General features: G+C 34.2%; 17 protein-coding genes. 7 read left to right on the top strand and 10 right to left on the bottom strand.

What is annotated here, in order from left to right; genetic code table 11:
* Positions 1-162: 162 nt before the first annotated feature.
* On the top strand, positions 163-1,353 hold the full coding sequence (locus tag J3U16_RS08570) for an efflux RND transporter periplasmic adaptor subunit (RefSeq protein WP_220225790.1): 1,191 nt from the start codon (positions 163-165) through the stop codon (positions 1,351-1,353).
* Between the two features lie 13 nt (positions 1,354-1,366).
* Positions 1,367-4,579 (top strand): efflux RND transporter permease subunit, encoded by a 3,213-nt coding sequence (locus J3U16_RS08575; RefSeq protein WP_267330666.1) that lies wholly within the window; start codon positions 1,367-1,369, stop codon positions 4,577-4,579.
* Positions 4,580-4,753: 174 nt separating this feature from the next.
* Here J3U16_RS08575 and ruvC read toward each other — a convergent pair whose 3' ends face one another.
* The 7 genes from ruvC to J3U16_RS08610 form a co-directional block, all read right to left on the bottom strand.
* Positions 4,754-5,242 (bottom strand): crossover junction endodeoxyribonuclease RuvC, encoded by a 489-nt coding sequence (gene ruvC, locus J3U16_RS08580; RefSeq protein ID WP_065563411.1) that lies wholly within the window; start codon positions 5,240-5,242, stop codon positions 4,754-4,756.
* Entirely contained in the window at positions 5,242-5,985 is a 744-nt protein-coding gene (locus J3U16_RS08585; protein WP_065563412.1) for a YebC/PmpR family DNA-binding transcriptional regulator, read from the bottom strand. The genes ruvC and J3U16_RS08585 overlap by 1 nt, the downstream gene beginning before the upstream one ends.
* Before the next feature lie 371 nt (positions 5,986-6,356).
* Positions 6,357-6,653 (bottom strand): DNA-binding transcriptional regulator Fis, encoded by a 297-nt coding sequence (gene fis / locus J3U16_RS08590; RefSeq protein WP_034883623.1) that lies wholly within the window; start codon positions 6,651-6,653, stop codon positions 6,357-6,359.
* Between the two features lie 16 nt (positions 6,654-6,669).
* A complete protein-coding gene (gene dusB, locus J3U16_RS08595) occupies positions 6,670-7,668 on the bottom strand; it encodes a tRNA dihydrouridine synthase DusB (RefSeq protein ID WP_065563413.1) in 999 nt (332 codons plus the stop codon).
* Positions 7,669-7,704: 36 nt separating this feature from the next.
* Positions 7,705-8,571: a 50S ribosomal protein L11 methyltransferase gene (gene prmA, locus J3U16_RS08600; RefSeq protein ID WP_267330665.1), complete on the bottom strand. Its 867-nt coding sequence runs from the start codon at positions 8,569-8,571 to the stop codon at positions 7,705-7,707.
* Positions 8,546-9,997, bottom strand: coding sequence for a sodium/pantothenate symporter (panF, locus tag J3U16_RS08605; RefSeq protein WP_065563415.1), 1,452 nt, complete (start codon positions 9,995-9,997; stop codon positions 8,546-8,548). The genes prmA and panF overlap by 26 nt, the downstream gene beginning before the upstream one ends.
* Positions 9,998-10,007: 10 nt before the next feature.
* Positions 10,008-10,235 carry a YhdT family protein gene (locus J3U16_RS08610; RefSeq protein ID WP_065563416.1) on the bottom strand — a complete coding sequence of 76 codons (228 nt, stop codon included), beginning with the start codon at positions 10,233-10,235 and terminating at the stop codon, positions 10,008-10,010.
* Positions 10,236-10,406: 171 nt separating this feature from the next.
* On the opposite strand from J3U16_RS08610, the gene ilvC reads away from it, so the two are divergent.
* Both ilvC and J3U16_RS08620 read left to right on the top strand, forming a co-directional pair.
* Complete coding sequence (gene ilvC / locus J3U16_RS08615) at positions 10,407-11,885, top strand: ketol-acid reductoisomerase (protein ID WP_267342880.1); 1,479 nt, start codon at positions 10,407-10,409, stop codon at positions 11,883-11,885.
* Between the two features lie 295 nt (positions 11,886-12,180).
* The gene (locus J3U16_RS08620; protein WP_141677448.1) at positions 12,181-12,762 is read left to right on the top strand and encodes a cell division protein ZapC; all 582 of its coding nucleotides are present in this window, start codon (positions 12,181-12,183) and stop codon (positions 12,760-12,762) included.
* 56 nt (positions 12,763-12,818) lie between these two features.
* Here J3U16_RS08620 and J3U16_RS08625 read toward each other — a convergent pair whose 3' ends face one another.
* The 3 genes from J3U16_RS08625 to J3U16_RS08635 all read right to left on the bottom strand — a co-directional run bounded on the left by J3U16_RS08625 (position 12,819) and on the right by J3U16_RS08635 (position 16,504).
* Positions 12,819-14,504, bottom strand: coding sequence for a tetratricopeptide repeat protein (locus tag J3U16_RS08625; RefSeq protein ID WP_267342881.1), 1,686 nt, complete (start codon positions 14,502-14,504; stop codon positions 12,819-12,821).
* 75 nt (positions 14,505-14,579) lie between these two features.
* Positions 14,580-15,671, bottom strand: coding sequence for a YcbX family protein (locus tag J3U16_RS08630; RefSeq protein WP_267330662.1), 1,092 nt, complete (start codon positions 15,669-15,671; stop codon positions 14,580-14,582).
* 92 nt (positions 15,672-15,763) lie between these two features.
* A complete protein-coding gene (locus tag J3U16_RS08635) occupies positions 15,764-16,504 on the bottom strand; it encodes a GntR family transcriptional regulator (protein ID WP_065733796.1) in 741 nt (246 codons plus the stop codon).
* A 345-nt stretch (positions 16,505-16,849) separates the two neighbouring features.
* Between J3U16_RS08635 and J3U16_RS08640 the strand changes: the two genes are divergently transcribed.
* From J3U16_RS08640 to J3U16_RS08650, 3 genes are read left to right on the top strand one after another with little or no spacing between them, the layout of a single operon-like run.
* Entirely contained in the window at positions 16,850-18,307 is a 1,458-nt protein-coding gene (locus J3U16_RS08640; RefSeq protein ID WP_267342882.1) for a PTS mannitol transporter subunit IICB, read from the top strand.
* 57 nt (positions 18,308-18,364) lie between these two features.
* Positions 18,365-19,390, top strand: coding sequence for a zinc-dependent alcohol dehydrogenase (locus tag J3U16_RS08645; RefSeq protein ID WP_267330660.1), 1,026 nt, complete (start codon positions 18,365-18,367; stop codon positions 19,388-19,390).
* 33 nt (positions 19,391-19,423) lie between these two features.
* A complete protein-coding gene (locus tag J3U16_RS08650) occupies positions 19,424-20,221 on the top strand; it encodes a transketolase (protein WP_065733799.1) in 798 nt (265 codons plus the stop codon).
* The last annotated feature ends 2 nt before the right edge of the window (positions 20,222-20,223 follow it).

Genomic DNA, 20,223 nt, shown 5'->3' on the forward strand with positions numbered 1-20,223 from the left:
TTCGTTATGGTTAAATTTAGTAAATTTTTAGAACTCTGTGCTATTAAGGTGTTAAGATACTTACAATCAATGCATATTTTTTGTAAAATCACCGATCACTTTTGAATGATTTCATTGTTTTTTATTAAAAAATAATTATTAAGTTACCGAGGTCTTTTTTATATGAGATTTAATAAGCTATTACTTACGCTGGCATTATCTGGTCTATTGTTATTAACTGGTTGTGATAATAATCAATCCCAATCAGCTAATGGCCAATTACCCAAGGTAACTGTTTTTAAAGTCCAACCTTTAGATTATACCCTTAAAATTAGTTTACCTGGACGAGTTGTTGCATCGCAAATAGCTGAAATTCGCCCACAAGTTAGTGGAATTGTGTTAAATCGTGAATTTGAAGAAAGTTCGAATGTTAAAGCTGGGCAATCACTTTATCAAATCGATCCCGCTATTTATCAAGCTAATTATGATAGTGCGGTGGCAAGTGTAGAAAGTGCAAAAGCTAATGCTAATATTGCGCAACTTACTTTAAAACGTTATGCAGGGCTATTAAATACTAAATCCATCAGCCAACAAGAATATGATAAAGCTGCTGCTGATGCTAAACAAGCTGAAGCAAGTGTTTTAGTTGCTCAAGCAGCAGAACACGCTGCTAAAGTTAATTTAGATTATACTAAAGTTTATTCGCCAATTGATGGTTATATTGGTAAATCAAGTGTGACTGAAGGTGCGCTAGTTTCTGCTGGACAAGCTGCTCCACTTGCACTAGTTCAACAACTTGATCCAATTTATGTTGATATGACTGAAGCGGCGACTCGCTATAATAAATATCTTCAAGATGAAAATATTGTTTATGAACCCGCTAAAGGCAATAACGTTGATCTGTTCTTTAATGATGGTTCTAAATACGCATTATCAGGTAGCATTAAATTTTCAGATATGACAGTTAATGAGACTACAGGTACTGTTACGTTGCGTTCACAATTTTCAAATAGTGAAGGTAAAATTTTACCAGGTATGTTTGTTAAACCACAAATGACATTAGGTACAATTAAAAATGCAGTGTTAGTGCCTCAACAAGGTATTACTAGTAACCAAAAAGGCCAATATACAGCTAAGATTTTAAAATCAGATGGTGCAGTTGAATATCGCCAAGATATTAAAATTTATACCGGTATAGGTGGTTATTGGGTGGTAACTAGTGGAATTAACATCGGTGAAGAAGTTATTACAACAGGCCTACTTAATTTAACTGGGGTTGAAACAGGAACAGCTATGAAAGCGGTTGCAGTTGGTAAGCCTGCTGAACTGACTCAAGAGCAGTTAGATAGTCTCATCAAAAACAGTGTGAAATAAGGTAGATTTAATTATGGCTAAGTTTTTTATTGATAGACCTGTTTTTGCATGGGTAATTGCTATCATGATGATGCTGGGCGGTGCTTTGTGTATTAAGTTACTTGCTGTTGAACAGTATCCTGATATTGCACCACCTGCTGTTACGGTTTCAGCGGTTTATCCAGGTGCTGATGCACAAACAATTGAAAATACAGTTACGCAGTTAATTGAGCAAAACTTAACTGGTTTGGATAATTTGATTTATATGAAATCAACCAGTAGTGCTCAAGGTGTGGTACAAACTACGTTAACTTTTGCACCAGGTACTAGCCCTGATTTTGCGCAGGTACAGGTATTAAATAAAGTAGAAAGTATTAAATCTCGTTTACCAGAAAGTGTTCAAAAAAATGGGGTTTCGGTTGCTAAAAATAACACCAACTTCTTAAAAGTTATCGGCTTCTACTCAACCAATCCTCAAAAAACACAAGCAGATATAGCTGACTTTATTTATTCAACTGTACAAGATCAGATTCGTCGTGTACAAGGGGTAGGTGATACACAGTTATTTGGTTCTGAATATGCAATGCGTATTTGGTTAGATCCAAATAAACTTAATTATTTTAATCTGTCGATTGAAGAAATTATTAGTGCTATCCAAGCGCAAAATGCTCAGGTTACTGCAGGGCAATTAGGTGCTTTACCAGCCACTGAAGGGCAAGAACTTAATGCCACCATTACTGCTCAATCACGTTTAAAAACACCAGAGCAATTTCAAAATATTTTACTTCGTGTTAATACAGATGGCTCAAATGTTTTATTAAAAGATGTAGCAAAAGTTGAAATTGGTGCAGCTGATTATAATTTCCTTTCTCGTTATGATGGTAAACCATCAGCCGGTTTAGGTATTTATTTAGCAACAGGTGCTAACCAACTTGATACATCTGAGAAAGTTGACAAAAAAATTGAAGAGTTGTCTCATATTTTCCCTGAGGATATTAAATTTGCGTATCCTTATGATACAACACCATTTGTTAAATTATCGATCAACAACGTAGTACATACCTTAATCGAAGCAATCATTTTGGTTGTTATCGTTATGTATGTGTTTTTACAAAATCTGCGTTCTACACTTATTCCAACCATCACTGTACCGGTAGTATTGTTAGGTACGTTTGCGGTTCTATATATCTGTGGATTTACCATTAATACGTTATCCATGTTTGCTATGGTACTGGCCATCGGTCTTCTGGTCGATGATGCCATTGTGGTTATTGAGAACGTTGAACGTATTATGCATGATGAAGGGCTTTCGCCTTATGATGCAACCGTTAAATCGATGGAACAAATTACTTCTGCTTTAGTTGGTATTGCTGTGGTACTTTCAGCAGTATTCGTACCAATGGCATTTTATGGTGGTGCAGCAGGGGGGATTTATCGTCAATTTTCAATCACTATTGTAACGTCAATGTCATTATCAGTGGTGATGGCAATTGTGTTAACACCAGCACTTTGTGCTCAAATTTTAAAAGCGCCGTCAAAAAGCAAAATTAAGAAAGCTACGATTGGTGAAAAATTAGGAAGTATGCCTCCATTTAGCTGGTTTTCAATTGGTACTAAATGGTTCTTCAATAAATTTAATAATGTATATAACAAAAGTTTACATGCCTATGAAAAAGGTGTAATTAAATTTATTCGATATCCTCTCGTTTCATTTATTTGCTATGCGTTAATTGTTGTTGCTTTAATATTTGGCTTTAATCGCTTACCAACTGGCTTTTTACCAAATGAAGATCAGGGTGTATTAATTGTCATGGTCGAATTACCACCCGGTTCTACATTAGAACAAACCATGGGTGTGTTGAATAAAACCTCTAATTTCTATATGGAGAAAAAGGCTGACTCAGTGAAGGAAATCTTTACTGTTGCTGGTTTTAGTATGGTTGGTCGTGGTCAAAATATGGGGCTTGGCTTTATTCGATTAAAAGATTGGGATGAGCGTACTCGTCCAGACCAAAAAGTTGATGCTTTAGTTGGTAGTGGTTGGGGATTTGCTTCAACAATAACTGAAGGTCGTGTCATTATTACCAATGTACCAGCAGTGCCGTCACTTGGTATGGCTAATGGTTTCTCATATATGTTAAAAGATACCTCTGGCCTTGGACATGATGCATTGATGGGCGCATTTTTCCAATTATTGAGACAAGCTTCTCAAAATCCTAAGTTACAACAAGTTCGTCCTGGTAGTATGTTAGATGTTCCACAATATAAAATTAATGTGGATTTCGAAACGGCTCAAGCGCTTGGTGTTGCGGTAAGTAGTGTTAATACCGTGCTTTCAACTGCATTAGGTTCAGCTTATATTGATGACTTTGTTTATAATAACCGTGTTAAAAAGGTTTATTTACAATCTGATGCGGCTTATCGAATGCTTCCTGATGATTTTAGTTTCTGGCATGTGAAAAATCAAAAAGGTGAAATGGTACCTTATGATGCTTTTGCAACCACAACAAAAAGTTATGGTTCACCATCACTTGTTCGTTATGATGGTGTAGCGGCAATGGGTATTAGTGGTTCGGCAGCCCCTGGGTTGAGTTCTGGTCAGGCTATGGCGACTATGGAAGAATTATCTAAAAACTTACCTAAGGGCTTCTCGTTTGACTGGACAGATATTTCTTATCAAGAACGTCAAACAGGCTCTCAAACTACAACACTTTATTATATTTCAATCATTGTGGTGTTCTTGTCGTTAGCCGCTCTATATGAAAGCTGGACAGTACCTATTTCGATCCTATTTGTGATCCCATTAGGTATTATCGGTACCGTATATGCGACGATGTTTAGAGGTCTTGATAACGATATTTACTTTATTGTTGGACTTTTGACTACGATGGGCTTATCGGCTAAGAATGCTATTTTGATTGTGGAATTTGCTAAAGATGCACTCGAAAAAGAAGGTAAATCATTAATCGATGCAACGTTAGAAGCTTGTCGTCTACGTTTACGTCCAATCTTAATGACTTCGTTTGCTTTCATTCTTGGTGTGTATCCATTAGCAACAAGTAGTGGTGCTGGTTCTGTAAGCCAGAATGCGGTAGGTACAGGGGTAATCGGTGGTATGTTGACAGCAACATTCTTGGCGATATTCTATGTTCCGCTATTCTTCTTATTTGTAACTAAAGTATTTACTAAACATAAGAATAAAGTCGTATTGCCAACTAACTTTACAGGCAACACTGAAAATAAATAACCAATAGGTTAGATTTAAAAAGCACCAATAATCTTGGTGCTTTTTTTATGTGCTTTTGGGAATTAATCTTTTAAACGATAATTGAGTTTGTATTCAGTTAAATTTTGCGTTGAGGAACGGGGTTTTTGAGTGATATAAACCAGATATTGAGGTGATTTTTTTAAATATTAGACTTTATCGATGTGATTTAACTAAGTGTTGGGTCATATGCGCGTGGGTAATCGCGATTGCGAGCGCATCAGCGGCATCTGCTTGAGGGCTTGCAGGTAGTTTAAGTAATAACTTAACCATGTGCTGTACTTGCTTTTTATCCGCTGCTCCTGTTCCAACTACGCTTTGCTTAACTAATCGTGCAGCATATTCAAAAACGGGTAAATCATTATTAACCGCTGCAACAATGGCAGAACCTCGTGCTTGACCTAATTTTAGTGCGGAATCGGCATTATGAGCCATAAACACTTGTTCAATAGCAAACATGTCTGGTTGAAATTGGAGGATGATTTCGCTTACTCCGGCGTAGACACGTTTTAAACGCGTTGGTAAGTCATCAACTGCAGTACGGATACAACCACTGCCAAGATAGGTTAGTTGTCGTCCCGTTTGGCGAATTACACCGTAACCCGTCAAACGAGAACCTGGGTCAATCCCCAGAATGATAGTCATTAGAGCGCTGCTGCAACTTCGTCTGACACTTCTCCGTTATGATAAACTTCTTGAACATCATCACAATCTTCAAGCATGTCAATAAGACGTAGTAGTTTTGGAGCAGACTCTATATCCAAATCAACTTTAGTGGCTGGAATCATTGAAACTTCAGCTGATTCAGCGACTAAGCCTGCTGCATCTAGTGCATCTTTAACTTCACCGAATGATTCAGGTGTTGTAAATACATCAATAGCACCATCGTCATATGTCACAACATCATCAGCACCAGCTTCAAGCGCAGCATCCATGACTTGATCTTCGTCAGTTCCAGTTGGATATGAGATAACGCCTTTTTTGGTGAATAAGTAAGATACAGAACCATCAGTACCTAGGTTTCCACCCGTTTTAGTAAAAGCATGACGAACTTCTGATACCGTGCGGTTACGATTATCACTTAAGCATTCTACCATTACTGCCGTACCTGCTGGTCCATAACCTTCATAGATGATAGTTTCCATATTAGTATCATCTTCACCACCAACACCACGAGCAATTGCTCTGTTCATAGTGTCTCGAGTCATGTTGTTAGATAATGCTTTGTCCATAGCAGCTCGTAGACGAGGGTTAGACGCTGGATCGCCACCACCAAGTTTTGCTGCTGTTACAAGTTCGCGAATAATTTTGGTAAAGATTTTACCGCGCTTAGCATCTTGAGCTGCTTTGCGATGTTTGGTATTGGCCCATTTACTATGACCTGCCATAAAATTCTCCAGATTAAATAATTTAAAAATCGAGCTATTTTAACAAACTTTTAGCTAAAGTTCATTATCAATCTCTTTATTCCTTTTCTGCTGTTAATAATAAAGTTTTTATTAGAGTCATTTCAATCAAAGTTGAGTATGTGGGTATACAACATTGGTCTTATTTATTGCTGAAAGTTTGAAAAGAATAGTACTTATAGGTATATAACGTTAAATTGTATTAATAATTAAAAAATCGCTCTATAAGCTTTGTGCAACACTTGTTTAGTGCTCTTAGGCTTGAATAAATTTTTAGTTAGTAAAAAATAAAAAAAGCGCCCTATCAAGCAGCGCTTTTAATTTGTTAAATATAATATGGTTTAAAATTTTTACTAACTCATTCCATATTGTTTTAATTTTTTGCGTAAAGTACCACGGTTGATACCAAGCATATTTGCTGCTCGAGTTTGATTGCCACGAGTATATTGCATAACCATATCAAGGAATGGGTGTTCAACTTCAGCTAACACTAATTCGTATAGATCAGTAGGATCTTCACCATTTAATTGTGATAAATAGTTTTTTAAAGCTTGTTTTACCGAATCTCGTAAAGGCTTTTGTGTTATTTGGTCTTGAGAGTTTACAGTTGTAAATTTAAGTGCTGCAGCTGTAACGCGTTGTTCTGACATAGTATTTTTAACTCTTTTATTTGTTTCTAATTTGACTAAAAAATGCTTTTAGTGTTTTTACTTGCTCACTTGTATTGCTAAGTACACTAAATAAGCGCCTGAATTGATCACTATCAGCATAACTCTTGGTATACCAATTTACATGCTTTCTGGCAATCCTTAATCCTTTGTATTCTCCATAAAATTGATAAAGATCTTCAAGGTGTGTTAACACAATTTGTTCGACTTCATCAATTGTTTTATTTTTTTTTAACTGTCCGTGTGCTAAATAGAATGCAATTTCTTCAAATATCCAAGGTCGCCCCTGTGCCGCTCGGCCGATCATTATACCATCAGCTTGCGTATATTTGAAAACATCTTTTGCTTGTTCTGGTGTACAAATATCACCATTTGCAATTACCGGAATCGTTACCTTTTCTTTCACTGCTTTTATGGAGTCATATTCGACTTCTCCATTGAATAAGCATGCACGACTTCGCCCATGAATAGTAATAGCCTTTATGCCACAATCCTGCGCAATTTGTGCGATTTCAATGCAATTTCTATTATTTTTATCCCATCCAGTCCGAGTTTTTAGTGTTACTGGCACATCAACTGAGCCAACAACTTTTTGCAAAATATTTTTTATTAAATCTGGATGCTGCATTAATGCAGAACCAGCTAATTTTTTATTTACTTTTTTAGCAGGGCATCCCATATTAATATCAATTAATTGAGCACCATGTTTGACATTAAATTCAGCAGCTCTAGCCATTTCATCTGGATCTGAGCCAACAATTTGGACTGCACGTATACCAACATCATCAGTTGAAATCATTCTTAATGCTGATTTGTCAGTATGCCATACATCTGAATTAGCTAAAAACATTTCAGAAATAGTCATTCCTGCACCAAAGCGATGACATAAATTTCTAAATGGTTTATCGCTTATTCCTGCCATAGGGGCCGCAATTAAATTGTTTTTTAATGTGACCTTGCCAATGCTAAGCAAATTAAGGTCGGCTATATTACGCATTTTTCCTCTAAGTTAAAAGGGGGTAATGTCACATTTTTACTTTTTTTTACCAGTAATTCGGCACCACTCTTCTTGTTCAATAATAGGATCAAGTTCAAAATGAGTCTGATATGCTTCATATACACTTTGAGATTGAGTGGCTAAAATACCTGATAATCCTAGTTTTCCATTAGTTTTTACAAGGTTATTGATCTGTGGTTCAAGTTCTTTTAAAGGGCCAGCTAATATGTTTGCGACAACAACATCTGCTTGTAAATTATTTGGAAGATCTTTTGCTAAATATAGTTCAATTTTTTCACTAACATTATTTCGCTCAGCATTGTCACGACTTGCTTGGATCGCTTGAGGATCAATATCTACTCCAATGACTCGCTTAGCGCCTAATTTTAATGCAGCAATTGCTAAAATGCCTGAACCGCAACCATAATCAATCACAATCTTGTTGTTTAGATCTAGACTATCTAACCAAGTTAAACATAATGCTGTTGTCGGGTGGGTCCCCGTTCCAAATGCTAGACCAGGATCTAACATTACGTTGACTGCATTAGGATCAGGAATGTCTCGCCAGCTAGGGCATATCCATAATCTTTTACCAAACTGCATTGGATGAAAGTTATCCATCCACTCTCTTTCCCAATCTTTATCTTCTAGCTGTTCTATTTTATAGGAATATTGGTCTAGATTTAGTATCGCTTTTAATTCATCAATATCTATTTGAGCATCATAAAGTCCAACTACGTCGGTGTTTCCCCAAAGTTTCGTTTCACCAGGTAACGGTTCAAAAACAGGGTTATCATAAGTGTCTTGAAAAGTGACTGATACAGCACCTGATTCTTCTAGTTGCTCGCTGATTTGTTCAGCTAATTCATTAGTAGTGTTAATTCTGAGTTGAATCCAAGGCATAGTTTTTTCCTGTTTGGCCAAATAGGTTGGCGATAATAAATACAACTAATCCGATCAGTAACGATGGTATGATTGGATGGAAAGCATAAATCTTAATGTTATAAACAGCGAGAAGAGTATAGCTTATTGCACCAGCTAACATTGAGCAAAGTGCCCCTGTTGCATTCGCTTTTTTCCAGTATAATCCGAGTACTAATGGCCATAAAAATACTGCTTCAAGCCCACCAAATGCTAGTAAATTAAGCCAGATGATCATTTCGGGTGGTTTCCATGCGGCTAATATCAATAATCCACCAAAGAAATAGGTAATGGTAACTGATAATCGAGTTAGCATTTTATCACTAAATTTGGTATTTGGTCTTATCGTTAGGAATAGATCTTTAATAATAACCGATGATACTTGTAGTAGTTGGGCATTAATTGTGGACATTATAGCTGAAAGTGGTGCAGCCAAAAAGATTCCTGCAGCCAAAGGAGGCATAACTTTTATAATTAATGTGGGTACAATTTGATCCGGAATCGTTAAATCACTCACTATCGCACGACCGAGTGCTCCAGATAAATGCATAGTTAACATGATGATTGTTACAACTATAGTACCAATAATAATACCTTGGTGTACCGCTTTACTATCTTTATAGGCCATGCAACGAACAGCAGTATGTGGTAAACCAACAACACCAAAGCAGACTAAAACCCAAAAAGAAGCCATAAAAGGGAAGTCCATAAAATTATTTGGTCCTTGTGGTGTTAATAAAGCCGGATCGATTGTATATAAACGGTCAATAATATTTGTAATCCCACCACCAGCGTAAATAATTGCGACTAAAAGTAAAATGGCACCGATTATCATAACTAAGCCTTGGAAAGCATCATTTAAAATGCTGGCTCTAAAACCACCAAAAGCCGTATATATTACTGTGCCGAATCCAAAAATAATTAATCCATTGTCATAAGGAATACCGACAGATGATTCTAATAAACGGGCTCCTCCTACAAATTGTACTGTCATCGCACCAACAAAAGCAGTAATTAAAGCGATACTTGCAAACCATACAATCATTTTACTTTTATAATGAGAATAGAGCATATCACTAAGCGTTATTGCATTGTATTTACGGGCTAAAATAGCAAACTTTTTACCTAAAATGCCCAGTGAAAGTAATACAGTAGGGACTTGGATCATTGATAAAAGCACCCAGCCAAGTCCATATTTATAAGCAGCCCCTGGCCCACCGATGAATGAACTAGCACTAATATAAGTTGCAGCCAAGGTCATCGCCAGTAAAAAACCGCCCATGGTGCGATTACCAATAAAATAGTCAGTAAATTGGTTTACTTTCTTTCTTTTTATATAAGCGTAAATTGATAACGCAAATACAAATATAAGGTAAATAATAAGAGGAAGAATAATATCTAATTGCACGCTTAATGGCCTATTCTAATGGAATATTTTTGAATTGTTTTTTTACCACAATATAACATAACAAGATAAAACCGAATGGTACCATTATACATGACAGCTCAAACCATAATGGTAAACCTATGAAACCTTTTTGATCTTTTAAACTATAAGCGCTAATTACCCATGCAGCGAAATAGATAAGAGTAAGTAACAATGAAAGCTTTGCTTCTTTATTAGCCTGCTTGTAACGAGTATCCATATTAAATAAATGGTTAATTAATTTGGGGGGACTTAGAGTAAAAGAAAGTGTTTAACTTGGCAAGTTTATTGCAATTTATGCAATATAATGTTCTAAATATATCAATTTTCGCAATTATGATTTTACGCTATAGTGCTCTGATTAAAAATAATTCAACTCATGGAGAGAATAATGTCTAACTATTTTAATACATTAAATTTACGCGAAAAATTAGAACAACTAGGTCAGTGCCGTTTTATGGCTCGTGATGAATTTGTATCAGAAGCTAATTTTTTAAAAGGCAAAAAGATTGTGATCGTTGGTTGTGGTGCTCAAGGTCTTAACCAAGGGCTAAATATGCGCGATTCTGGTTTAGATATTTCTTACGCTTTACGTAAAGAAGCTATTGCAGAAAAAAGAGCATCATGGAAAAAAGCAACAGAAAATGGCTTTAAAGTTGGAACTTATGAGGAATTAATTCCTACCGCTGATTTAGTTATCAACTTAACTCCAGATAAGCAACATTCAGCTGTAGTACAAGCTGTTCAACCATTGATGAAAAAGGGTGCAGCATTAGGTTATTCACACGGTTTTAACATCGTTGAAGTTGGCGAAAAAATTCGTCCAGATATCACAGTAGTGATGGTTGCGCCAAAATGTCCAGGAACAGAAGTTCGTGAAGAGTATAAACGTGGATTTGGTGTACCAACTCTGATCGCTGTCCATCCTGAAAATGATCCTAAAGGCGAAGGTTTAGCAATTGCTAAAGCATGGGCTGCTGCAACAGGTGGTCATAGAGCGGGTGTTTTACAGTCTTCTTTTGTTGCTGAAGTTAAATCTGATCTTATGGGTGAACAAACGATCTTATGTGGTATGTTGCAAACTGGATCATTACTTTGCTTTGACAAACTTGTCGCAGATGGCGTTGATCCTGCATATGCTTGTAAATTATTACAATTTGGTTGGGAAACGATCACTGAAGCATTAAAACAAGGTGGTATTACGTTAATGATGGATCGTTTATCTAATCCTGCTAAATTACGTGCGAATGCATTAGCTAAAGAATTAAAAGTGATCATGACTGATCTTTACCGTAAACATATGGATGATATTATTTCAGGCGAATTCTCATCAACGATGATGAAAGATTGGGCTAACGATGATGTTAACTTATTGAAATGGCGTAAAGAAACGGGTGAAACTGCATTCGAAAAAGCTGCCGAATATCAAGGTAAGATTGACGAACAAGCTTATTTTGATCAAGGTGTTGTTATGGTAGCAATGGTTAAAGCAGGGGTTGAACTTGCATTTGAAACTATGCTTGAATCTGGTATTTTACCTGAATCAGCTTATTATGAATCACTACATGAGTTACCACTTATTGCAAATACAATTGCTCGTAAACGTTTGTATGAAATGAATGTCGTTATTTCTGATACCGCTGAATATGGTAACTATCTATTTGCTAATGCAGCTGTTCCATTATTAAAAGAGAAATTCATGCCAATGTTACAAGCAGGTGACTTAGGTAAAGCTATACCTGAAGGCAGTGTTGATAATGCACAATTACGTGATGTTAATGAAGCTATTCGTCACCATCCAATTGAGATCGTTGGGCGTAAACTTCGTAGCTATATGACAGATATGAAAAGGATCAATGTAGCAAGTTAATTGATCTTAATCAGTTATGAAAAAGGTGCTAATAAGCACCTTTTTTTATGTCTAAAGTATCTTAACATCAAGCTTTAACTGCATTTAATATTTTGTAAAATTACGATTTGATCACAAAGGATCAAGGATCAAAAAAAGGATCCAACTTAGATCATTCGGATCCTTCTAAAATTTTCATAAAACTTTTAAAAATTAAATAATTAAAAATTTTTTATTTTAACTTTTTATTTATTTTTTATATTAGTTATGGTATATTTTGTTCAAATTTAGTTCAATTTGTAAGGATAAAATATCAATGAAAATGGCTTTTCGACCAACTGATAGCTGGCGTTGGTATTTTGATAATGAATACGACAGCTTAATGCTTGAAATTTCATCAGAAATGTTATTTCGTTGTAATTATGCAAGTAAAACACTAATACCTGATGTATTTAGTGAGTTTTCGTTTTCTGTCGATGACGCAACAGCTTATTATCTATTTTATGATAGTTGTCAATCTTTGATTTTGAGTGACGCTCAAAAAATTGAATTATCAATTAATGCAATTGTTGCTTCAAATTTTTTGAAACCACAAATGCCTAAGAGCTGGTATTTTTCTCAGCAACCTATGCTTTATAATCCCAAAGTTGCTGATATTGTGGAAGTAAACCTACAAGAATCCGGTCAAAGGGTATGTTTATTGGTCGTTGAAGCTGGTGAAAACGCATCGCTTTGCATTGTTGCTCAACCGACGTTTGTGGCTATGAACAAAACCTTCTGTTTTTCAGAAGCGATTAAAGTGATGAATGATAGACTAGCATTAGCTAATCAGTTTGTAAAAACAGAAAGCTCTATGACGTTGGTTAATGAGCAGTTGGAATTAAAAGCTATTTCCTAATTATCTTAATTAAAAATGAGTAGTATGATACTACTCATTGATTCTTTTAAAACTTATCAACCCGGCATGTAATATATTATAAAGTAATCCATTTTAGTACGATTACCATGATCCAATAACTTCTCTTTTGCGAATTCATGCCCTTGTTCAGCTGCTTTTTTTATATAATCCAGTCCAGCTTCCCACAATGGTTCTTCATCAAAAAACATTAAACCTACTTTGTATTGAGCATCCATATCATTATTTTTTAACGCAAGTTGTAATTCAGGATCTTTACGTAATTCATATAAAGGTCTACAACCTGGAGTACTATAGCCACCTTGAAAGCAATATTTTTTGAACCAGTAAATTGCTTTAGGAAAATCTTGAGGAACATAGTAACCTTCCATATATAGCTTAGATAAAGAACTGTTAGCTTTCCAATCCCCTGCCTTAGCTGCTTCTTTTAACCAATAAATTTTTTTATCTATCTCTGTAATAAAACTGAACCTCGAAGCAATGTATCCTAAAATGTGAGGATTTTTAACATAATTGGAATATTTAATATAATTTTCCATAATTTTTTTATCTTGGTCATCTCCATGAAGACTAGTTTTAGAATATAAGTCAATTATGTGAAGAAACAACTTAGGATCATTATCCGCAGCATAAGAGTAAAAATAAATAGCGGGTAAATATTTGTAATTTTTTTCACACCATTTAGCTATTTTTATGGCGATTTTAGGATCAGGTTTATCCTTGTCGAATTTTTCCAATAACGGATAGAGTTCTTTATGGTATGAATATTTGAGATTATTCTTATACATTTCACATGCTGGAGAAGAAGACAATGCGCAAGCCTTTTTAAAATACATTAAAGCTTTGTTCATTTTAACTTCATTTAAATAGTAGCCACTCAAATAAAGTAAGGAAGGAATATCCCCTCGAAATGCGTTATCTTGCATACCATCCAAGATACTTTTATCAACCTCTGTGTTTTCATCTTTATAAATTTTTTCATCAAACAGATATTTAGAATTCAATAAAGTATCAATTTGAGCTTCAATTTTAGCAAGAGCAATAAAGTAGGGTAAAGATGGTTCACCAATATCTCTAGCTTCAGAAAATCTCCAAAGTGCTCTACCAGGAGCTCTATCAATAGATTTACCAGTAAGATATGCTTGACCAATTAAAAAAGATACATAACCATTTACTTTTTGATTATTTTCTTTTTTCATATATTGAATAAAATCATGAAAATAATAGTAATTAGGATTTTTTCTACTATCTTCTAAAGTCATTACTAATTTAATGGTGTTTAAATCACCATTCATTATTGCAATTCGAATTAATGATAATCCTTTATCTATTAATTTAGGTTTTATGAAAACGTTTATTATGTCAATTTCTAGGTTTTTACATCTATAAGACAAGTAATTATTACGATCATCCTCTTCACCATACACACCATAATAGATATCATTAGTCAAAATAAATTGGTTTTTCCAAGTTGATACTAAATCATGAATGTTATGAATTTTATTGCAACTTTTGTTGTGAAGTGTATTAGCCAATTCAATATAACTCATCCCTAGCTGAGTAAGATAAGTTAGATTTGTTGTATTGCCTTCTTCTAATTCTTTAAGGACTTTCTCTTCTTTTTTTTCCTTTATATTGTCGAAAACCATTTTATAATGATCTAAAGAAAATACAGATGTAGAAAGGGAACCGAGAAGCGTAAATAAAAATAATTTTTTTAACATCCACTGTAGCCTAATATTTATTCCATTATTTTAATAAATTAAATTCTTTGTCTTATAATAAAAATTATTATTTTTCTATTCTATAGTGATATCACCTTTTGGAACACAACTACAGGCTAGAATATGTTTATTTTGTTTAATCGCTGATTGAGTTAAAGGTTTTACATCCCCTTTTGTTAATAATACTGAGCAACGACCACATACACCAGCCCGACAAGAGTTAGGAATTGAAATATGATGTTGTTCAAGTTGTTCTAAAATTGTTTGCTGATTATTACCTTTAATTTTTTTATCTTGGAAAGTAATTGTACAAGGTTGATAGTCTTTTATTGATTCTGTAGGAAAGTTTTTAATATAGCTTTTAGCTGGTTGGCGTTCAAGTACCTCAATTTTATCACCAATCGATACAGTACCATGATTTCGAGCAATCATATTCATACCAAAATCAATTTTACCATCCAAATTAGTTCTAAAATAACTTAAAGTTTTTAAAGGTTCATTATTAGGTAAAGCTTTGGCTGAATTGACATTGAACGTGGTTAATACACAACGAGTACAAGGTTTGATGATATCAAATATTAACTCACCAATTTTAATGGTTTTCCATCCATCCTCTGCAAAAGGGAGTGCGCCATCAATAATAATATTGCCACGAAATTGGCGAATATCTAATTTTTCAGGGCACTGTTGTTCAAGATAGTTAAATGATGCAAGATTTAACAACAAATAAGGATAACCATCAGCAAAACTAACTGGCACATCTGGATAACGTTTAGTTCTTCGACTCAATTTTTTGCCGATCCAACGCAATTGCACATCTTTTTGAAGAAATTGGCTAAAAAATTGATTAACTTTAATTGGCGCAATATGTGATGTAAAGTGATTTCCCCAAACTTCGGTTGCTTCATTACTAAGTGAAAACTCATCGAAATTAATCACGATTGATTCGTTAGTTGGTAATGACACCTGCACTTGGTTGTCAATTATTACCGTTTTAAGTTTTAACAGCTCTGGATATTGTCTGGCAGTTATAAATGTTCCATCTGGTTCACTTATCATTAAGATACGGTCATATTCAAAGCCACCATCAATACTCTTGGCACGCGTCAATGCAATACCTTGCATTGATTTAATCGGATAGATAAAGAGTTGTTTAACGGCAATCATATCGGCAAATATTTAATTAGTTTGATCAAATTATATATTTAATTATTAGGGATTTATATATTTAAGTGCCATAAATTCATTCCTAAGCTATCTTACAATCGTCGTTCAATGATATTTTGTATAGGATGATATTCTGCTTTTATAAAAGAAGTATTATGTTCGCATGGGGTATCATCTTCAAGATATGTGACTTCCTCAAGTTTTAGTAGGGCGGTATTTTTAGCTATATTTAATGAATTCTCAATTTTTTCATCATCGACATTTACAGCCATAATGTTTTGAATTCGTTTTTTTACTTTTTTTCCTGTGATCTCTTCAATATAACCAAATTTTGATATCTCTAATTGACTAAATTCGAACTGATGAAATAAATTTGCAGGTATTAACGTAAACTCTATTGATACAGGAATATTATCAAAAAACATTAATCTAACAATTTTATAAACAAAATCATTTCGCTTTAATTTAAGTAAATTGGCCAATTCTTCACTTGGAACAGGAATTATACTTGCAGAAAGAACTTTTCTAGCTCCCCTATAACCTTGTTTTTTAGCCTGATAATCGAAATGAGAGATTACATTAAATTTACCAGTTAGATTAATATTTCGCTCAAATGAACCTACATGTAATCCTGACTTTCTGACACGGTAAATTAGTCCTTCTTCTAATAAATGTCTGGTGGCTTCTCTAACAGTGGTACGAGTTACATCCAAAATCTTTGCAATATTAACTTCAGTATCAATTTTCTCACCAGTAGATAAGTTTTTTTCTTCTATTAGATTAGTAATGTAATTGATAACTTTTAATTGTTTTGTTGTTATGTTACCACTCATTTTGATTCCTCAATTTTTCTATTAGTTATCATTTTCATTCAAATAACCTCAGATAGCAATATTTTGACTATATATTAAATAGGTTCAACGCCATTCAACCTTATTCCTTCTTAAGTTTATTCATACTCAATTTTATTTATATCAGCCTTAAATAAACCTAAATCATAGTAAACAAATTAAAATATGTATATTCATAATAACTTAAAAATTAAAATGTGATTAACTTAACATTTTGAATAAAATTATATATACATTATTTTTCTATAAAATATTATTTGCTTGCTATTTATAATGACTAGTCATATTAAATATGCGTATGTATTTTAAATTTTAAGGAATTTTACTATGGATAAAAAAATATCAATTAGAGCTAAAATTCAAAGTTTTGGTGGATTCCTCACAGCAATGGTCATACCAAATATTGGTGCTTTTATGGCTTGGGGATTTATTACCGCTCTTTTTATTCCAGCAGGATGGTTGCCGAATGAACAACTAGGCAGCCTAGTTAGCCCTATGATTACTTATATGTTACCAATGCTTGTTGGATATACCGGCGGTGACATGATTGGAGGTAAACGAGGAGCAATAATTGGCACAGTCGGTACAATGGGGATTGTAGTTGGTTCAGACATACCTATGTTATTAGGTGCAATGGCTATGGGTCCATTGGGTGGTTATTGTAGTAAACAGCTTGATAAATTATTAGAAAATCGTTTACCTAATGGTTTTGAAAATATTATTCAAAATTTTGCATTAGGTTTCTTAGGAATGGGATTAGCAATTTTAGGCTATTATTTTATTGGCCCATTTATGCTATCCATCACTAATATTATCGCTGCAGCAATAGATGGATTATTACAAACGGGTTATCTAGCTTCTCTCGCCTTATTAATTGAGCCTACTAGGGTACTTTTCCTCAATAATGCTATTGATCAGGCAATATTTTATCAGTTAGGAATGAAAGATGCTTTAGTTAATGGATCATCGGTTTACTTCATGGTATTTGCCAGTCCTGGTCCAGGATTAGGTCTACTATTAGCATTCTGTTTCTTCGGTAAAGGTATGAGTAAAAAATCTGCACCGGCAGCAACTATTATTCATTTCTTTGGCGGTATTCATGAAATGTATTTTCCATATGTTTATATGCGACCACTAATGATTTTTCCTCTCATGTTAGGCTCGGCAGCTGGGATTATTGTCTTTTCACTAATGAATGCAGGATTGGTTGCAGGTGCTACTCCAGGATCAATTTTTGCCTTTTTAGCTCTTACACCTCCTGGAAAACATCTTGCAACAATATGTGGTATAGGCGCCGCTGCGATAGTTTCATTTATTGGTTGTAGTTTTTTACTTAAAATCAGTCCAATTACTGAAAAAGATGAAGATTTCTCTAATTCAAAACAAGAAGTGCTTGATACAAAATTAGAAGGAAGCAATAAAGCTTATTTGAAAGCCAAAGCTGACATTCAGTTATCAAATCAATATCAACAAGATTATCAAGAAATTGATCTAAAAAATATTCAATTCATTGCTTTTGCTTGTGACGCTGGAGCTGGTTCAAGTGCACTAGGTGCATCAAGATTCAAAAAACAACTAAAGGAAAACGGTGTTGATAAAGACATTATTGTAAAACATTTTTCCATCGAAAATGTACCGCAAGAAGCTGATCTTGTTGTTATTCAAGAACGATTAGTTGAAAGAGCTAGCCATAAGGTAAAACAGCCAATAGTAAGTATTAAAAACTATATTGGTGATCCTAAATTAGATGAATTAATTAACAAGATAAAAGAAGCCTTATCTTAATATTGTACGGTCTTATTGAAGTAAGAATTTTTATAATTTTTTTAACAGAGACAAAATATGAAAGCAGTGAAAATAACTGATATAAAAAAAACAGACATTGTTGAACTTCCTGAACCGTTACTCAAGGAAGGAAATGCTGTTGTTAAAATTGAATATGGTGGTATCTGTGGTTCAGATACCCATTTTTACCTGGGAATGCACCCTTCATTGAAGCCGCCAACAAACTTTATTCAAGGCCATGAAGCGGTTGGGGTGATCACTAAAGTAAACTCTAATAATAAAGGATTTTCAATCGGTGATCATGTTGCAATAAATCCACTTGTTGGGTGTGGAGAATGTGTTAATTGTATTAATGGCTATCCCAATATCTGTCGAGTAAATCGTCGTGTAATGGGATTTAGATTAGATGGAACTTTAGCTCAATACATAACTGTAGATCTCGATCATTTGGTTAAGTTAGATAACAACATTGATCTTAAAATAGCTGCCACATTTGAGCCTTTAGCGGTTGGTTATCATGCTGTTAAACTTCTAGAGAATATAAATATAAATAATTATCCGATCATTATTACTGGTGGTGGCACTATAGGCGTTGTGACCGGATTGGTTTTAAAGCATCTTTATAACTTAAAGCCAATTATTATTGAAACAAATCAAACTAGAGTTAAATTACTTAATGAACTTGGATTTACAGTAAATAATAGTATCTGTGAAGTTCATATTTTAGATTCAAAAATCAGACCGATTATTTTTGAATGTTCAGGAGTGCGAAATGTACTTGATGAAATTATTGACTCACAAAGAAAGCCAGAATATTTAGTGCTTATTGCGCAATATGCTAAAGGAAATAGCGTTAATCTTCATGAATTACAATCATCGGAAATAACTGTTATTTCTAGCCATATGTATACACCAGAAGATCTTATTAATACGGCAAAATTGTTAAGTCGAAAGGAAGTTCAAACTGACTTATCAAAAATAATCTATGAAAAAGTCTTTCCATTAGAAGATGCAGATAAAGCCTTTCAACAAGCTATATCAGGAAACCTCGATGGCAAACTCAAAGTGCTTATTAAATGTTGAGTTTAATAAAGGATTAGAATAAGTGAGGAAATAATGAATATTGAACAGTTAAAAAAATCAGCTAAACAAGCAAGACGTGATATTGTCTCAATGATATATCGTTCTGGAGCTGGTCACCCAGGTGGGGCATTATCAATAGCTGATATCATGACCTATATTTATCAAAACGAAATTAATTTTAATCAAAGCCCTAGAGCTCGTCTTGTCATGAGTAAAGGGCATGCGGTTGCAATTCAGTACGCACTACTTAACCAATTAGGTTTTATTAAAGATGAAGAAATGATTACTTTTCGTAATTTAAATTCTCGTTTACAGGGACATCCTAATATTAAAACAGTTCCACAACTTGATGCTAATACAGGGTTATTAGGACAAGGTTTATCAATTGCATTAGGAATGGCCGCAGCCAAAAAACTCAATAATGATCCAAATAAAGTCTATGCAATTATTGGTGATGGTGAAATGCATGAAGGACAAATTTGGGAAGCACTTCAGCAAGCCGCTCATATGAAAATGGATAATTTAGTTGCGGTTATAGATTATAACAAATTGTCTTCTCATGATGAGGTTAATTCAGTATGTAGATTAGAACCATTGGCTGACAAATTACGAGTTTTTGGATGGAACGTAATTGAATTAACCGATGGTAATGATATGGAACAAATAGTGGATGGCTTTGCATTAGCTCGCCATTATAAAGGTAAACCAATTGCTATCTTAGCTCATACCATCAAAGGAAAAGGGGTTAGTTTTATGGAAAATAATGGTGATTGGCATTCTAAAACACCAACTGATGCCGAGTACAAACAAGCTATGGAGGATTTACAATGATA

This window comes from Gilliamella sp. B3023, assembly GCF_026536845.1.
GTDB classification, from domain to species: domain Bacteria; phylum Pseudomonadota; class Gammaproteobacteria; order Enterobacterales; family Orbaceae; genus Gilliamella; species Gilliamella apicola_E.

What these genes read in the sequence shown, in the direction of transcription:
- J3U16_RS08570 (WP_220225790.1), top strand. Translation starts at nt 163, where the DNA reads ATGAGATTTAATAAGCTATTACTTACGCTGGCATTATCTGGTCTATTG.
- J3U16_RS08575 (WP_267330666.1), top strand. Translation starts at nt 1,367, where the DNA reads ATGGCTAAGTTTTTTATTGATAGACCTGTTTTTGCATGGGTAATTGCT.
- ruvC (WP_065563411.1), bottom strand. Translation starts at nt 5,242, where the DNA reads ATGACTATCATTCTGGGGATTGACCCAGGTTCTCGTTTGACGGGTTAC.
- J3U16_RS08585 (WP_065563412.1), bottom strand. Translation starts at nt 5,985, where the DNA reads ATGGCAGGTCATAGTAAATGGGCCAATACCAAACATCGCAAAGCAGCT.
- fis (WP_034883623.1), bottom strand. Translation starts at nt 6,653, where the DNA reads ATGTCAGAACAACGCGTTACAGCTGCAGCACTTAAATTTACAACTGTA.
- dusB (WP_065563413.1), bottom strand. Translation starts at nt 7,668, where the DNA reads ATGCGTAATATAGCCGACCTTAATTTGCTTAGCATTGGCAAGGTCACA.
- prmA (WP_267330665.1), bottom strand. Translation starts at nt 8,571, where the DNA reads ATGCCTTGGATTCAACTCAGAATTAACACTACTAATGAATTAGCTGAA.
- J3U16_RS08610 (WP_065563416.1), bottom strand. Translation starts at nt 10,235, where the DNA reads ATGGATACTCGTTACAAGCAGGCTAATAAAGAAGCAAAGCTTTCATTG.
- ilvC (WP_267342880.1), top strand. Translation starts at nt 10,407, where the DNA reads ATGTCTAACTATTTTAATACATTAAATTTACGCGAAAAATTAGAACAA.
- J3U16_RS08620 (WP_141677448.1), top strand. Translation starts at nt 12,181, where the DNA reads ATGAAAATGGCTTTTCGACCAACTGATAGCTGGCGTTGGTATTTTGAT.
- J3U16_RS08625 (WP_267342881.1), bottom strand. Translation starts at nt 14,504, where the DNA reads ATGTTAAAAAAATTATTTTTATTTACGCTTCTCGGTTCCCTTTCTACA.
- J3U16_RS08630 (WP_267330662.1), bottom strand. Translation starts at nt 15,671, where the DNA reads ATGATTGCCGTTAAACAACTCTTTATCTATCCGATTAAATCAATGCAA.
- J3U16_RS08635 (WP_065733796.1), bottom strand. Translation starts at nt 16,504, where the DNA reads ATGAGTGGTAACATAACAACAAAACAATTAAAAGTTATCAATTACATT.
- J3U16_RS08640 (WP_267342882.1), top strand. Translation starts at nt 16,850, where the DNA reads ATGGATAAAAAAATATCAATTAGAGCTAAAATTCAAAGTTTTGGTGGA.
- J3U16_RS08645 (WP_267330660.1), top strand. Translation starts at nt 18,365, where the DNA reads ATGAAAGCAGTGAAAATAACTGATATAAAAAAAACAGACATTGTTGAA.
- J3U16_RS08650 (WP_065733799.1), top strand. Translation starts at nt 19,424, where the DNA reads ATGAATATTGAACAGTTAAAAAAATCAGCTAAACAAGCAAGACGTGAT.